The organism is Flavobacterium cheniae, from assembly GCF_004363695.1.
Classification (GTDB): Bacteria; Bacteroidota; Bacteroidia; order Flavobacteriales; family Flavobacteriaceae; genus Flavobacterium; species Flavobacterium cheniae.
In genome coordinates this window covers 23227-39043 of sequence record NZ_SNZC01000001.1, presented here as the reverse complement: position 1 = coordinate 39043, position 15817 = coordinate 23227, and the positions used below count along the sequence as shown (strand labels likewise).

Annotated in this window: 13 protein-coding genes; 9 read left to right on the top strand and 4 right to left on the bottom strand. The window is 32.4% G+C overall.

What is annotated here, in order from left to right; all coding sequences use genetic code 11:
- Nucleotides 1-35 precede the first annotated feature (35 nt).
- Nucleotides 36-707, bottom strand: a complete 672-nt coding sequence (locus C8D80_RS00205; RefSeq protein ID WP_133606140.1) for a hypothetical protein — start codon at nt 705-707, stop codon at nt 36-38.
- Nucleotides 708-831: 124 nt separating this feature from the next.
- On the opposite strand from C8D80_RS00205, the gene C8D80_RS00200 reads away from it, so the two are divergent.
- From C8D80_RS00200 to C8D80_RS00190, 3 genes are all read left to right on the top strand, one after another.
- On the top strand, nt 832-3201 hold the full coding sequence (locus C8D80_RS00200; RefSeq protein WP_133606138.1) for a TonB-dependent receptor: 2370 nt from the start codon (nt 832-834) through the stop codon (nt 3199-3201).
- 4 nt (nt 3202-3205) lie between these two features.
- Nucleotides 3206-4033, top strand: coding sequence for a DUF4249 domain-containing protein (locus C8D80_RS00195; RefSeq protein ID WP_133606136.1), 828 nt, complete (start codon nt 3206-3208; stop codon nt 4031-4033).
- A gap of 95 nt (nt 4034-4128) precedes the next feature.
- Nucleotides 4129-4791, top strand: a complete 663-nt coding sequence (locus C8D80_RS00190) for a thiamine diphosphokinase (RefSeq protein WP_133606134.1) — start codon at nt 4129-4131, stop codon at nt 4789-4791.
- Here the strand turns inward: C8D80_RS00190 and C8D80_RS00185 are convergent.
- Together C8D80_RS00185 and C8D80_RS00180 are read right to left on the bottom strand one after the other, a co-directional pair.
- Nucleotides 4788-5177, bottom strand: a complete 390-nt coding sequence (locus C8D80_RS00185) for a hypothetical protein (protein ID WP_133606132.1) — start codon at nt 5175-5177, stop codon at nt 4788-4790. The two genes, C8D80_RS00190 and C8D80_RS00185, sit on opposite strands and share 4 nt — an antisense overlap.
- Before the next feature lie 81 nt (nt 5178-5258).
- A complete protein-coding gene (locus C8D80_RS00180) occupies nt 5259-6434 on the bottom strand; it encodes a M28 family peptidase (protein WP_133606130.1) in 1176 nt (391 codons plus the stop codon).
- Between the two features lie 124 nt (nt 6435-6558).
- Here C8D80_RS00180 and uvrB point away from each other — a divergent pair, with 124 nt between their 5' ends.
- From uvrB to C8D80_RS00165, 3 genes are all read left to right on the top strand, one after another.
- Complete coding sequence (gene uvrB / locus C8D80_RS00175; protein ID WP_133606128.1) at nt 6559-8547, top strand: excinuclease ABC subunit UvrB; 1989 nt, start codon at nt 6559-6561, stop codon at nt 8545-8547.
- A gap of 36 nt (nt 8548-8583) precedes the next feature.
- Nucleotides 8584-9057, top strand: a complete 474-nt coding sequence (locus C8D80_RS00170) for a DMP19 family protein (protein ID WP_133606126.1) — start codon at nt 8584-8586, stop codon at nt 9055-9057.
- Between the two features lie 229 nt (nt 9058-9286).
- On the top strand, nt 9287-13495 hold the full coding sequence (locus C8D80_RS00165; RefSeq protein WP_133606124.1) for a T9SS sorting signal type C domain-containing protein: 4209 nt from the start codon (nt 9287-9289) through the stop codon (nt 13493-13495).
- Nucleotides 13496-13641: 146 nt separating this feature from the next.
- Here the strand turns inward: C8D80_RS00165 and C8D80_RS00160 are convergent, their stop codons facing one another.
- Nucleotides 13642-14043: an excinuclease ABC subunit B gene (locus C8D80_RS00160; protein ID WP_133606121.1), complete on the bottom strand. Its 402-nt coding sequence runs from the start codon at nt 14041-14043 to the stop codon at nt 13642-13644.
- Between the two features lie 72 nt (nt 14044-14115).
- Between C8D80_RS00160 and C8D80_RS00155 the strand changes: the two genes are divergently transcribed.
- The 3 genes from C8D80_RS00155 (at nt 14116) to C8D80_RS00145 (ending at nt 15804) form a co-directional block, all read left to right on the top strand.
- Complete coding sequence (locus C8D80_RS00155; protein WP_133606119.1) at nt 14116-14565, top strand: DUF1456 family protein; 450 nt, start codon at nt 14116-14118, stop codon at nt 14563-14565.
- 137 nt (nt 14566-14702) lie between these two features.
- The gene (locus tag C8D80_RS00150) at nt 14703-15143 is read left to right on the top strand and encodes a hypothetical protein (protein ID WP_133606117.1); all 441 of its coding nucleotides are present in this window, start codon (nt 14703-14705) and stop codon (nt 15141-15143) included.
- Between the two features lie 169 nt (nt 15144-15312).
- Complete coding sequence (locus tag C8D80_RS00145) at nt 15313-15804, top strand: hypothetical protein (RefSeq protein ID WP_133606115.1); 492 nt, start codon at nt 15313-15315, stop codon at nt 15802-15804.
- Nucleotides 15805-15817: the final 13 nt, after the last annotated feature.

Genomic DNA, 15817 nt, shown 5'->3' with positions numbered 1-15817 from the left:
ACAACAAAAAAGCGACCTGACTGGGTCGCTTTTTTTTATTTGGTTTTCTTAGCTCCTTCTTTAATAACTACAATCGAAGCTTTAATTCCAGTTGTTAAATTCCATTCATTTGAAGTAATCAGATTTCCTGCATCATCAAAAACACTAAATGCAGCAGTATTTGGACCTGAAGAACCTTGATTTAAAGCAACAAAGTCTAATTTATTAAAACCTTCCGAAATATCAATATAATATTCTTTTGGAGCTGCTTCAAGCAATATTTCATAAACTAAAGTTTTATCGTTTACTAATAGCCGAACTCTGTCACCATCTGGGTATTCATGATCACGACAAACTACCTTAACATACTTAGTCATTACACGAAATTCTCCTAAAAATTGATTAGAGCGATATTCAGGTTTGATTTCTTTATCTTGATTATTTAATTTTCTTTTAATTTCATCACCTGGATTCTTAAATTCACTTTTCTGAACCATTACACTTTCTTCTCCTTTTTTCTGATTCAAAATCGAATACTTTTTCAAATAATCATCATTTTTATCAAAAATACTTTTATAAGGTAACGATTTGGTATTAGAAGGAGTTTCAACTTTTGCAGGTTCGTCCCAATTTAACTTTAATTTAGAGGCTTTAAATGGAGAATCTTTTTGCGCTGAAACCAGCACAAATTGAAGGATAAAAAGTAACGTAAAGATTTTAGTCTTCATTGAGATAACATTGAATTTTGTAAAATTAAAACAATAATTGATTTTTGATTACAAATTAACATTTGTTTTAAACTATTGCATATTTTTTTCGTGAAATTTGTAGTACAAAATCTATACCGAAATCATGCTACAACAAAAACTTTATTTGTTTTTATTCTTTTTTTCACTTTTGGGATTCGGACAAGAAAAGGTAACCCTAAGTGGAATCGTTTCTGATGCTAACAACAATGAAACTTTAATTGGTGTTTCGGTATATGTTTCTGATTTAAATATCGGAACATATACAAATGAATACGGCTTCTATTCTATTACTTTACCAAAAGGAAATTATACGCTTCAAATTAGCTATATTGGCTTTGAAACCTTTTCTGAAAAATTAGAAATCGATCAAAACGTAAAGAAAAACTTTAGCTTAAAAGAAAGCAAACAAGAACTTAAAGAAGTTGTCATTTCAGAAAACGCTTATAAGACCAATATCAAAAAACCAGAAATGAGTGTTAATAAACTAGCGATTAGCACCATTAAGCAGATGCCAGTTTTAATGGGTGAAGTTGATATTATTAAATCACTTTTGTTCTTGCCAGGTGTTACTAATGCTGGGGAAGGTCAATCAGGCTTTAATGTACGTGGTGGTGGTGCGGATCAAAATTTAGTTCTTTTAGATGAAGCTACGCTATATAATACTTCTCACGTTTTTGGATTATTTTCAGTTTTTAATGCAGATGCGATTAAAGACTTGAAATTGTATAAAGGTGGAATTCCGTCTCGTTTTGGAGGAAGAGCCGCTTCGGTTTTGGATGTTTATCAAAAAGACGGAAATAGTAATAAATTCAGTATGAATGGTGGAATCGGCTTAATTTCGAGTCGTTTATTGGCTGAAGGTCCAATTGTAAAAGACAAAGGTTCTTTTCTTATTGCAGGAAGAGGTTCATATGCTCACTTATTCTTAAAATTAACTGATAATAAAAACTCGGCTTACTTTTATGATTTAAACACCAAGCTGAATTACAAACTCAACGAAAACAACAACTTATATTTATCTGGTTATTTTGGACGTGATATTTTCAACTTAAATGAATCGTTCCGAAATATTTATGGAAACTCAACACTTAACATGCGTTGGAATCACTTGTTTTCGGATAAATTGTTTTCCAATTTATCGGTAATTTATAGTAACTATTTTTATGGATTAGAGTTGGATTTCATTGGATTCAATTGGGAATCAACCATACAAAACTATAATTTGAAATACGATTTTAAATACTATGCTTCAGACAAGATGAAATTTAATTTTGGTGTTAATGTGACAAAATTCGATATTAATCCCGGAACCATTGAACCTTTAGATGAAAATTCATCAATCAACTTTAGACAATTGGATAAAAAATACGCTTTTGAAAACGCATTATATGCCGAAGTTGAGCAAAATTTAACCGATAAACTTTCCGTTATGTATGGAATTCGTTTTAGTTCATTTTATCGAGTTGGAGCTTCTACTATCAACTATTACGACAACAATCAGCCGGTTTTGTATGATGAAGAATTGAAAATTTATGAAAAAGCAACTCCAACTAGCACCAAATATTTTGGTTCGAATGAAAAAATAGCTGATTATTCTAATTTTGAGCCTCGATTTACGGTTTCCTATGAAATTGATAAAGATCAATCGGTAAAAGCGGGATATAATAGAATGGTGCAATACATGCAATTGGTTTCTAACACTGCTTCACCTACTCCATTAGATGTTTGGACACCGAGCGATAATTACATTAAACCTCAAATTGCCGATCAAATTGCTGTGGGTTATTTTAAAAACTTTAAAGATGGCGATTACACTTTAGAATTAGAAACGTATTACAAAAAAGTTCAAAATAGAATCGACTATATTGATGGTGCCGATTTAATTGCCAATGAAGCTATTGAACAAGTCTTATTAAACGGAAGAATGCGTTCGTATGGTTTAGAAATGATGCTTAGAAAAAATGAAGGTCGCTTAAACGGATGGATTTCTTATACATTATCACGTTCAGAACAACAAACTCCTGGAAGAACACCAACAGAAATAGGAATTAACAATGGAGATTGGTATCGTTCTGCTTACGACAAAACACATAATTTAGCAGTTACCGGAAGTTATAAATTAAATAAAAAATGGAGTTTTGGAGCTAATTTCACACTTCAATCAGGACAACCTGTAACTTATCCTACAGGAAAATATGTTTTTCAAGGTGTGACGGTTCCTAGTTATAATTCAAGAAACGAAGACCGATTACCGGCTTATCACCGAATGGATGTTTCAGCCACTTTAACTCCTAAAAAATATGAAAATAAAAAATTCAAAGGCGAATGGGTTTTTGGAATTTACAACATATACAGCCGCTATAACGCTGCTTCAATAACTTTTAGACAAAATGCTGAAACTGGAGCAAATGAAGCGGTTAAGCTTTCTATTTTCGGAATTGTGCCTTCAGTTTCTTATAATTTTAAATTTTAAAACCATGAAAAAGATTCTTTTATATAGCGTTTTATTTTTCACAACAATTTTATCAATAAGTTGTGAAGAAGTTGTAGATATTGATTTGAACAATTCAGAACCTAAATTGGTTATTGATGCCATAATTAAATGGCAAAAAGGAACCTCAGGCGAAAATCAAACTATAAAATTAAGTTTGACGAATGATTTTTACACTAATAATATTCTTCCTGCAAATGGTGCTACTGTTACTGTTACAAATAGTTCAAACGTAGTATTCAACTTTGTTGAAGTACCAACTACAGGAGATTATGTTTGCACCAATTTTCAGCCAGTAATTGGAGAAATATATCGATTAGAAATTCTTTATGAAGGAGCTGTTTATACTGCTTCTAGTGCTTTATTTGCAACTCCAGATATTATAACTGTGGAACAAGAAACAGTTGTTGGTATTAGTGGTGAAGACGAAATTCAAATCAAATATTTTTACCAAGACAACGGAGCCGAAGAAAATTATTATTTACTAGGTGTTAAAAATCCAAACAAACAAATTCCTGAATTTGGTGTGGTTAGCGACGAATTTTTCCAAGGAAACGTAATGTTTGGTTTTTACGGCAGTAGCGAAACTGAACCTGGAATAACATTAGATTTAAGCGTTCAAGGCGTTTCTAAAAGCTATCATAATTACATGAATAAATTGATTACTATTGCCGGAAGTGGTTCTGGAAATCCGTTTGCAACACCTCCTGCTACTATCAGAGGAAATATTACGAATACAACAAACAACAATAATTATCCGTTAGGTTATTTTCATTTATCTGAAATTGATACTGTTAATTACTTAGTGCAATAAATTTAAAACACAAAATCAATTTTGAATTTTGCACTTGAACTTGATTTTGTAATTGATTTTTTTTAACAATATCTTTACGACTTTAAATCTAAAAAATGTCTTCACATCACATTGTTCGCGACGACCAAGAACCTGCTTTAATTATTGCTAACGGAGCTTCCTGTAGTGAAGAATTATTAGGTCAGTTATTAGAATGGTCGCCACTGGTGATTGTTTTAGACTCGGCAATTGAACGTGTTTTAGAACTAGGAATCAAAGTTGATGTGTTATTAGGCGATTTTGACAGAGGTTTTAATCCAGAATATTATTTAGAAAAACAATATCCGTTAGAAATTGTTCATACACCAAATCAAGATAAAACCGATTTAGAAAAGGCCTTTGATTATCTTATTGAAAAAGGACATAAAGCAGTAAATGTTATTTGGGCAACCGGAAAACGCGCCGATCATACGATAACAAACATAACAAGCATCGTTAAATTTAGAAACCAACTAAAAATTGTGTTGTTAGATGATCATTCTAAGATTTTTTTACTGCCAAACACTTTTGAAAAATGGTATACTAAAAACACGCCAATATCATTAATTCCAATTGGAGAAGTAACGGGAATTCATTCTACTAATCTTTTTTATCCTTTAGAAAATCATTCGCTAACAATTGGATATAAAACCGGAAGCAGCAATCACGTTACCGAGGACGGAATTGTTTCCATTTCTCACGAAAAAGGCGATTTATTGTTAATGGAATGTTGGGATTAATCGATTTTTTGCATTCCGACACTTAAATCCCAAGAGGATATCAGATTAAAAAAAACTAGCACCTTTTTATTTTTACTATCAAATCTTGCTGTTGCTCCAGATAAATCAATTTCATTCTTTTCGTTACTTAAATCTGGAAAAAAACGAATCTTTTTATTTTCTTTTTGCCATTTCCCTTTACCTCTAAAAAATTCATCAACACTATTACATTGATTCAAATTACGATGAATTTCAATAGTGTAAGAATTGTCATTATTCAAAGTCAAACTAAATTCGAATAATTCTCCGTTCTTAGCAATCTTCTTTTTAGAGTATTGACCAACATATTCTTGGGAAAAACCAACAATTGTAAAGAAGAAAAATGTAAAAAAATAAAATATTTTCATAGTGTAAAAGTTTACACTTTCGAAAGCAATTAATATGCCAAATTTTAGTAAAAAAACAGTTAATCTTATTAAATATTGGGATTAATCGATAATTATCTTCTTATTTATTTCCGCATTTTCTGAAGTAACGTTCACCAAATACATTCCTTTTGATAAATTAGGAAGATTGACTCTTTCAATAATGTTAGGATTTTCAAATGTTGAAGTAAAAACTACTTTCCCATTAATATCAACAATCTTAATCGTGCTTTTTTGATTCGTTAATTTTCCAAAATTGATATTTAAAATCTCTTTTGTAGGATTTGGGAAAAAACTCATCTGCAAATCATTGTCAAATGTATTTGTTCCTAAAGTGGTAGATGCAATTGCAAAATGAAGTACAGCGCCAGTTGCTGCTTTTGCCACATTAAAATTATAAACTGGATCCATATTAACCAATAAATCCGTTGGAGAATGTGGATGAGTTGATTCGTTGGTCTCAAAAAAACCAGTTATTATCTCATTATTTTCTTCAAAAGGCATATAATCTGATGCATAAGCATACGATAAAACACCATTTAGCGGCGAATATAATTCAACACAATTAATCAATTCATTTGTCATCGTATTCGATTCAGCATTATTTGAACTTGGATTACCGGTGTCACGTTCGCAAGTAATCGAATTATTTGTCATTCCTGCAATTCCACCTACTTCATCAATATTGAAAACCAATTTTATATTCATTTTTGGAGTTGTGCCATTTACAATCGTATTTACATAATGCTGACTTCCTAGCAAACCATCTTCTTCACCACTAAAATTGATGAATTTTATAGAATATTCTGTTGGCACATTTTGTAATAAACGTGCAACTTCAAGAATCGTTGCAATTCCACTTCCGTTATCATTTGTTCCTGTTCCTGAAACTGAATCATAATGACCACAAACAATAACATAGGTATTTGGATAAACAGTCCCTACTTTTGTCAAAATTAAATTCTTACAAGTAAAGCCTGAATTTGTAAACGTATCTTCTTGTAATTGACCCGCCGCATAACCATAACTTAAGTATTTATTTCGCAACCAATTATACGTGTTTTCTAAGGCTGGAGTCCCTCTTCTTTTAACGCCAAAAGCTTCAAATTCAGTTAAATAATTCGTAATATTCGTTTGGGAAGCTTGATTCACAATATTTTGATATTGCTGAATAAATGTTTGAGAAAATGATAAATTAGCAACAAGTACTAATAAAAGTAGTGCGTTTTTTGTTTTCATGTAGTTAAGTTTTATTTAGAGCTTTGGGGAAACTCTTCGAACAAATATATAATTTATTCTGTAATGAAAAAATCTTAGCTTAACTTTGTAACTTTACACCTATTAAACTCTTTAGCTTTAGTTAATGAAATTCCAAGTCGTATCCGAATATAAACCTACTGGTGACCAACCACAAGCCATTGAAAAACTTTCAAAAGGTATTTTAAATGGTGAAAAGTACCAAACATTATTAGGTGTAACCGGTTCTGGAAAAACATTTACGGTAGCAAATGTGGTGCAAGAAGTTCAGCGTCCAACTTTAGTATTAGCGCATAACAAAACTTTGGCGGCTCAGTTGTATTCCGAATTCAAGCAGTTCTTTCCCAATAATTCGGTGCAGTATTTTGTTTCGTATTATGACTATTACCAACCCGAAGCTTTTATTCCCGTTACTGGAACGTATATTGAAAAAGATTTATCCATTAACGAAGAATTAGAAAAACTGCGTTTAAGTACTACTTCCGCCCTACTTTCGGGACGTAGAGATATTATTGTGATTTCTTCTGTTTCTTGTTTGTACGGAATTGGAAATCCAGTTGAGTTTCAAAAAAACGTAATCAATTTAGAAGCAGGTCAACAAATTTCTCGTACTAAATTATTGCATCATTTAGTCCAAAGTTTATATTCAAGAACTGAAGCTGATTTTGCAGCTGGAAATTTCAGAATCAAAGGCGATATTGTGGAAATCTTTCCAAGTTATGGCGATGAACCGTTCCGAATTCACTTTTTTGGAGACGAAATCGAAGAAATTGAAGCCTATGATCCAAAAACATCGCAAGTCATTGAAAAGTATGAAAAACTGACGATTTATCCAGCGAATATGTTTGTGACTTCGTCAGATGTGTTGCAAAATGCGATTTGGGCTATCCAACAAGATTTGGTAAAACAAGTCGATTATTTCAAAGAAATAGGTAAACATTTAGAAGCAAAACGATTAGAAGAACGTACCAATTTCGATTTAGAAATGATTCGCGAATTAGGCTACTGTTCTGGAATCGAAAACTATTCTCGTTATTTAGACGGAAGAGAACCCGGAACAAGACCCTTCTGTTTATTAGATTATTTTCCTGATGATTTCTTAATGGTGGTGGATGAAAGTCACGTTACGATTTCGCAAGTACACGCTATGTACGGTGGCGATAGAAGTCGTAAAGAAAACTTAGTGGAATATGGTTTTAGATTGCCGGCTGCAATGGACAATCGCCCACTAAAATTTGAAGAATTTGAAGCCTTACAAAATCAAGTAATTTATGTTTCTGCTACACCTGCTGATTATGAATTACAGAAAACAGAAGGCGTTTATATAGAACAAGTCATTCGTCCAACTGGATTATTGGATCCAATTATTGAAATTCGTCCAAGTGCAAATCAAATTGACGATTTAATTGAAGAAATTCAATTGCGATGCGAAGCCGACGAACGTGTTTTGGTGACTACTTTAACTAAACGTATGGCGGAAGAATTAGCCAAATATTTAACCAAGGTTTCGATTCGTTGTCGCTACATTCACTCGGATGTAGATACTTTGGAACGTGTGGAAATCATGCAAGATTTACGTAAAGGGATTTTTGATGTTTTAATTGGAGTTAACTTATTACGTGAAGGTTTAGATTTACCCGAAGTTTCGCTAGTTGCGATTTTAGATGCTGATAAAGAAGGTTTTTTGAGAAGTCATCGTTCGTTAACGCAAACTGTGGGGCGTGCTGCGCGTAACGTAAATGGAAAAGCCATTATGTATGCGGATAAAATTACGAATTCGATGCAAAAAACGATTGACGAAACCAATTACAGAAGACAAAAACAAATTGATTACAATACCAAACACGGATTAGCGCCGAAAGCTTTGAATAAGAGTTTAGGAAGCGCTTTAGGAAACAATTCTGTATCGACACAATATTATGAAAATCAAGCGTTAAAAGCCGCTGAGCCAGAAAGTTTGTATTTATCGAAACCCGAAATAGAAAAGAAAATCAGAGACATGCGTAAAATGATGGAAAAAGCCGCTAAAGAATTAGACTTTATGCAAGCAGCCAAATTACGTGACGATATAAAAGCATTACAAGAAAAATTGTAATTTAGTTATTAGTTTAAAATCATTAATAAAAATAGTATGAGCAAAATTGAAAACATTCTAAAATTAGAAGACGAAATCAAAATCATTGAAGCTATTGGAGAAATCATTTGGCAGAAAAAAGAAGAAACAGAAGATTTCTCTTCGTTAACCGATGAAGAAAAAGTATTCGTTTTTGTAGATTTATTTGAAGGTGCTATGGGAGAAGGCGGTTTTCAATTCTTTTTCAGTTCAGAAGCAGGTGATTTTGCTGAAGAAGTTATCACATCTTATAAAGAAATTAAAGCATTTAAAACGGCTGAATTAATTTCAAAAGCATTGAGTTTATTTCCAGTTAAAGCCTATTCATCTGACGTTGAAAAAAGAATAGAATTCATCGAAAAGGCAGACGAAAACATCATTTCTGGTTGGGAAGACTTAGACGAATTATTCTTTGAAGACGAAACTGAAGAAGACATTGTAACGTTAATCGTAGATTACATTAAGGCTAACGAAAATCAGTTTGGCGCTTAATTATGCCGTTCAGTAAAAACCTATAGCAAAACATCTCAATCAAAGATTCGGGTTAGGAAGACTTAGACGAATTATTCTTTGAAGTCGAAACTAAAGAAGATGTTGCCTTTTTAATTCTTGACTACATAAGAAATAACAGTCATAATTTTAATTAAAAAACTAATGTTTTTTTTATGTTCGTTTATTTTTTTATGTTTGTTGCTTATAAGTCCAAAATTCAATTAAAATTATGATAAAAAAAATAACTCTAACCGTTTTTGTGATTGCTATCATATTGTCTTCCTTTTTTTTAATTCCGTCACATAGTGAAAATATAAAAGAAAAAAAGACAAACAGATCAGTTCAAGAAATAAAAGTTAATGGAAAAACAGATTCAAAACAGAATTTAACTTCCAATAATAAAAAAAACATCTTAATTACTGAGAAATCAGATGAATTGAATGAATCGGATAAAGAAAATTCAACTGAATCAAATTCAAAGATCAAGAGAAAAGTAATTTATGTAAAACAAGCTGGAAAGAAAAAAACTCTAGAAGAAAGAGCTTTATTTAATGAAGGTAGACTTTTGTATGAGTATTACAGACAAGTAAATCCGTTAACTGGAAGAATTTCAGCAAATGATAAATTGCAAGAAACTATTCAATCTGAAAGAGCTGAACTTTCCTTTAATAGTGAAACTTCAAGAGCATCTGGACCAAGTTTTGTAAATAGAGGACCGGGTAATTTAGGAGGAAGAACTAGAAGTGTTGTTTTTGATCTTAATGATGCGACTGGAAATACTATTCTTGCAGGTGCTATTAGTGGTGGAGTTTTTAAAACTATTAATGGTGGTGCTTCATGGGCCAAAATTTCTTCTCAAAGTGCTCAACACAACGTATCTTCAATAGCTCAAGATCCAAGAGCTGGATTTCGCAACATTTGGTATTACAGTACCGGAGAAGGTTTAGGTAATAGTGCCAGTTTAAGCGGTGCTTTATATGCTGGGCATGGAATTTGGAGATCAACAGATAGTGGTAACACTTGGACACAGATGTCATTCCCTGCGGCTAACCAAGAATTTACTTTTGACCAAAGATTTGATATTATAACTAAAATAGCAGTACATCCTGCAACAGGAGATTTATTTGTTGCCGCATTAGGCGCGATTTATAGATTTGATATCTCTGCTGGTACATGGGTAACAGAAGTAATTGCTGCAGGAGGATTCAACACTTCACATCTTACAGATGTTGTCATTTCAAATACAGGAAGAGTATATGCTGCTTTTTCAGGTTCTGGACCTGTAGCAAGTGAAGGAATTTGGACAAGTAACAACGCTACTGGAGCTGCAACAGGAACTTGGACTAGAATTGCTAATGATGCTAATCCAGTTGGTTGGAATCAAACAGGAAGAGCTGTTTTAGATTTAGCTCCTTCAAATCAAGATATTTTATACGTGCTTTATCTGTCAGATGCTTCTACTCCATCTCCTGGAGATTCGGATTTATGGCGTTGGAATCAAGGAACTGCTACATGGACAAACTTTTCTTCTAAAATACCAGATGAAGCAGGAGGAAGTGCTGGAAATGACCCTTTTAATTCACAAGGTGCATACGATTTAGTAGTTTCTGTTAAACCTGATAATGAAAATTTTGTCGTAATTGGTGGAACTAACGCTTACAAAATAAATAATATAAATACAGATGCTTTTGTAAGGATTGGCGGATATGATGGCCCTTCAACATATGCTTTATGGAATAATGGAGGTGGAACAAACCATCACCCAGATGTACATTCTTTAGAATTTAATCCATTCAGTCCTAACGTGCTTTTCTCTGGAACAGATGGTGGTATTCATAAAACTATTGATTTGAATGCAGCAACTGTGGGATGGACGAATCTAAATAATAATTATCAAACCTATCAATATTATCATGTTAATATTGACCCGTTAAGTGGTTCTGATGGAGTAATTGGGGGAGCACAAGATAATGGAACTACCGCTGGTGGTACGAGCTTAGGCGAAGCTAATTTAACAAACATGAGTTCTGTTTTTAGCGGTGATGGTGTAGCAGCAGCTATCTCAAGAAATAATGCATGTATTCCTTTCTTTATGGGGTCACAAGGAGGTAACTTATATCGTGATTGTCCTACTGCGGCTACAATTACACCTACAGGTTCTGTTAGTGAATTCGTTACTTATTTTCATTTAGATCAAAGTAATAATAATGCATTGTATTATGCAGGTCAAAATACATTATGGAGAACTACAAATTCTTCAGGTGTTACTGCAGGAACTTGGACTAATTTGGGAACAACCGCATTACAAGGAGATGCAGATTTTTTCCAAAGATTTTCAACTACTTGGGGAACATATAACGCTGCTACAAGTTATCTTTTATTAGGTGGAGACGAAGGACATATTTATAGATTAAATGACCCACAAAATGCTGCTAGTTTTGCTGCTGCTGTTGACATAACACCTCCTGGAGCTACGTTAGGTTTTCCATCTATCGTAACAGGATTGGCAATTCATCCTTCAAATAGAAATATTGTATTGGCTACTTATTCAAACTATGGAACCCAAAGTATTTTCTTAACGACTAATGCAACTGCAGCTACTCCTACATGGACATTAGTAGAAAGAAATATTTCAAGTTTATCTGTTCGATCTGCTGCAATTGCAGAAGTTGGAGGTCAAACCATCTATTACGTAGGTACAAGTAGAGGTTTATTCAGTACAACAGATCCTCTGACAACTGATTGGACCAGAGAAGCTCCAAATGAAATTGGATTTGCATTAGTTAGTTCATTAGTCTATAGACCAGCTGATTACAAACTACTTATTGGAACTCATGGTAATGGTATGTATGAGCTAACCTTAACATTATGTAATGGAAATTCAACTACTTGGAATGGAAGTTCTTGGTCAAGCGGTGTACCTACTGCAGGTGTTGAAGCAAATTTTACAGGAAACTATAATTCTACTGGTAATTTATCAGCTTGTACTGTAAATATTTCAAATAATGCACAAGTAACATTTAATAGTGGTCATACACTTATTATTGGTGGTGGATTAACAGTGGATGCCGGTTCAAACTTAATTATTGAGAACAATGGTGCTTTGAGACAAATCAATAAAGATTCAAACATTGGTTCAATAACTGTGAAAAGAAACTCCACTTCAATGGTTCGATTAGATTACACGGCTTGGTCATCACCTGTTGTTGGTCAACAACTGCAATCTTTCTCACCAAATACATTATCTAATCGTTTTTACGAATACCTATTTACAGGAACTACAACCCCAACGGCTTATAATTCGGTAAATGCAACTACTAATTTTACTCCAGGAAAAGGATACATGATTAGAGCTGCTAATACTCTTACAGCTGCAACAGTTCATAATGGTCAATTTACTGGACTTCCTTCTAATGGAGATATCAGCCAAAGTGTTGGTCTAGGGTATAACCTTTTAGGAAATCCTTATGCATCTCCTATAAGTGCTAATGTTTTCTTAGGTAAGAATCCAAATATAGGTACATTGTATTTTTGGACAAATACAACACCTGCTAGTTTGGGGTCTTATCCACAAAATAATTTTGCAGCTTACACTACTCTAGGTGGTACAGCAGCTTTTGCTAGTAGCAAAATCCCTAATGGAACTATACAAACAGGGCAAGGATTCTATATTAATGCAACTTCTGCGGGCACTGCGTATTTTGAAAACAAACAACGTGTTGATGCCGCAACAAGCACACAATTTTACAGAACGAATACTGCTGAATTGAATAGAAGTAGATTTTGGATCAATTTTAATGATGACAACACTTCATATAACCAAATTTTAATTGGTTACATGGATGGAGCTACTCAAAACTATGACAATCAAATAGATGGTAGACCTTTAGATACTTCAAAATCGATGCTTTACAGTATCATTGATGATGAACCATTTGTAATTCAAGGAAAATCAAATCCATTTATGGTTGAAGACATTGTACCATTAGGCTTTAAAGCTTTAAATTCTGGTAATTTTAAAATTGAAATCGATTCAACTGATGGAGTGTTTAGTAATCAGCATATTTACCTTAAAGATAAACTATCTGATATTACTCACAATCTTTCAAATGGAGCTTATAATTTTACTTCAGAGATTGGTACATTTGATAATCGTTTTGAGATAGTATACCAAAATGAAACGCTTGGTATTGGTGATAACAATACGAACGAAACAGAAATAAAAATCTACACTAACCAAGAAGGAATTACTGTTTTAGCTTCTGAAAATATTAGAGAAGTTATTGTTTACAATGTTTTAGGAAGCGTTTTATATGAAAATAAAAACATTGCCTCCAAAGAATTACAAATCAAAAATATTTTAGCATCTAAACAAGCTTTAATCATAAAAGTTATAGATATTAATGGTAATTCCAAAACAACAAAACTCATTTATTAAAATCAATTAATACATAAAAAAAGCTCCGAAATTTCGGAGCTTTTTTTATGTATTATTATTAGTGATTTTTTTGAGCTAATATTAACTTTTCAGCCTATAAATTTGGTAGTAATTGAATATAAAAAATTAATGAAATATCTAAAAAATTAATTATGCTGTTCAGTAAAAACTGATAACAAAACATCTCCCTCGACCATTCGGTTTGGGGAGTTTTTCATTAAATTCAATACGCGTTTCATGGCATACGGATTCAATCCCATGTTGATTCCAATTTCGTTGATTTTGATTTGTTCAGCATCATGTAAAACGCCATCGCAATGCATTAATAACGCCAAACGGTAAAACTGACAAATTCTATGAAACTCATCTTTAATGACCGAAACAGAAGCTCTATTCTCAAATAATTTATGAAAAACGGGTTTTTCAATTTCTAATTCCATGGCTACCATTTCCAAAAAATCATACTCTCTATCGTGCAATTCGCCATCGATTAAAGCAAAAGCAATCATCTCTTGTAACAGACTTAATTTTTCTTGGTAACTATCCATACATTATTTCTTTGCGGTAAAAATAAGAAATCTTAATTTAAATGGATATCTTTGACCTAATATTTTATACAAATGAATAACAACGATATTTTTAAAAAGTTACGCGTAGCGTTGCAATTACGTGATGACCAAATTATTGAAATTTTAAACTTGGTTAATTTTAGAGTTTCAAAAGGTGAATTAGCGAACGTATTTAGAAGCGAAGACCATCCAAATTTTATGGAATGTGGCGACCAATTATTGCGTAATTTCTTAAACGGATTAGTCATTCATTTGCGTGGTACTAAGGAAGAACCTAAAAATCCTAAAGAAGTATTAGGCGAAATAGCAAAAAACAAAGCGCCACTTTATAAAGAAGACAAAAAGCCTGATTTTAAAAAAGAAGGCGACAAAAAACCATTTAAACCAAAAAGTGGTCCTGCTAAAAAACCATTTGGACAAGGCAAACCTTCCGACAAAAAACAAAAACCCGAAAGCCCAGTAGAACGCTTTAAGTTCAACTCAGGCAAAACTAAAAAATAAACGAAATCCTCAAGCAATTGGGGATTTTTTAGTTTGTGGGATTTGTAAATATTTATTTATATTTGATATTATAAAAAATACTCATCAATAGTTGAGCATAATAAATAAGTTAGCAGTAACGCTTGAAAAATAAATTTATGAGAACAACCATTTATTTAATTTTAATTGCTTTTAGCATTACAAAAGTTCAAGCTCAAGAATCTGATGCTCCAAGACAAATTTTAATAAAAATAATGAACGCTGAAATAGCAATCAAAGAAAAAAGAAAATTTAATCAATCAGAATTATCAGAAATTATTTGCTTGACGAATATTGGAACAAAAAAAGGCGAAGGAAGTTATATAGGTATTATATCTTATCCTGATGAAAGTGAAATCCAAATGTGGAAAGATTGGTATGAGAAAAACAAAACTAAAATAAGTTATAGCACGACGAGCGATATTTTTAATAAAGAGGTATACAATGGAAAACAAAAAGTTATACAAGTTGAGTATGAAATTGGAAAATTTAGAAATTCTGTTTGTGGTCAAGACAAAGATTTAGAAGATTGGTTTCAAAAAAGTAACGTCAGAAATTAGCACAACTGCTAACAGGCTTTTGGAAATATTGCGAATTTTGTAGTAAATACACCTTTACATTTCCCAAGAAATTTTATCCTTAACAGAAAATAATCGGTTCTGAAGTTAGCAAACTAGCCAAGCGCCGGAACGTTGTGAGTCATTTTGAAAAACTTTAAAAATAAAGAAATTGAATTGGTTAAAGAAAACATTTGGAACTAAGAAAAATAATGACAGCGTTAAAAAAAATCAAACTGAAATGATTGACTATATCCAAATAACAAATAATTGGAATGCTGATCCAGTTTCGCCGGAAATTGAATTAAGTATGGACGAAGAAAATTTAATAATGGATATCTATTTAAACCATTATGCGTTCGAAAATTTTAAAGAAGGAGACAAAGTAAAAATTTCATTCAAAAACTGTCAGGAATATTCTCTAAATACTTGTAATGACGAAGGTTATTATTATGGTCAATATCGAACAAATCCAAAAGAATTACCTTGGGGACAATTTTATGAAATCAAAAGCGGATTAGACAGAAATATGCCAAGTCCGATTGTAAAAATTAACGATTCCAATTCTGATAAGAAACATTTTATTTTCTTCTTTAAGGACGAGACTTTTGAATGTCTTGCATCTGAATATGAATTAGAATTTTATAACGAGAACGAAAAATAAAAAACGAACGCAA

Bases quoted from the DNA above. Each gene is read 5' to 3' on its own strand.
- C8D80_RS00205 (WP_133606140.1), bottom strand. From the start codon at position 707: ATGAAGACTAAAATCTTTACGTTACTTTTTATCCTTCAATTTGTGCTG.
- C8D80_RS00200 (WP_133606138.1), top strand. From the start codon at position 832: ATGCTACAACAAAAACTTTATTTGTTTTTATTCTTTTTTTCACTTTTG.
- C8D80_RS00195 (WP_133606136.1), top strand. From the start codon at position 3,206: ATGAAAAAGATTCTTTTATATAGCGTTTTATTTTTCACAACAATTTTA.
- C8D80_RS00190 (WP_133606134.1), top strand. From the start codon at position 4,129: ATGTCTTCACATCACATTGTTCGCGACGACCAAGAACCTGCTTTAATT.
- C8D80_RS00185 (WP_133606132.1), bottom strand. From the start codon at position 5,177: ATGAAAATATTTTATTTTTTTACATTTTTCTTCTTTACAATTGTTGGT.
- C8D80_RS00180 (WP_133606130.1), bottom strand. From the start codon at position 6,434: ATGAAAACAAAAAACGCACTACTTTTATTAGTACTTGTTGCTAATTTA.
- uvrB (WP_133606128.1), top strand. From the start codon at position 6,559: ATGAAATTCCAAGTCGTATCCGAATATAAACCTACTGGTGACCAACCA.
- C8D80_RS00170 (WP_133606126.1), top strand. From the start codon at position 8,584: ATGAGCAAAATTGAAAACATTCTAAAATTAGAAGACGAAATCAAAATC.
- C8D80_RS00165 (WP_133606124.1), top strand. From the start codon at position 9,287: ATGATAAAAAAAATAACTCTAACCGTTTTTGTGATTGCTATCATATTG.
- C8D80_RS00160 (WP_133606121.1), bottom strand. From the start codon at position 14,043: ATGGATAGTTACCAAGAAAAATTAAGTCTGTTACAAGAGATGATTGCT.
- C8D80_RS00155 (WP_133606119.1), top strand. From the start codon at position 14,116: ATGAATAACAACGATATTTTTAAAAAGTTACGCGTAGCGTTGCAATTA.
- C8D80_RS00150 (WP_133606117.1), top strand. From the start codon at position 14,703: ATGAGAACAACCATTTATTTAATTTTAATTGCTTTTAGCATTACAAAA.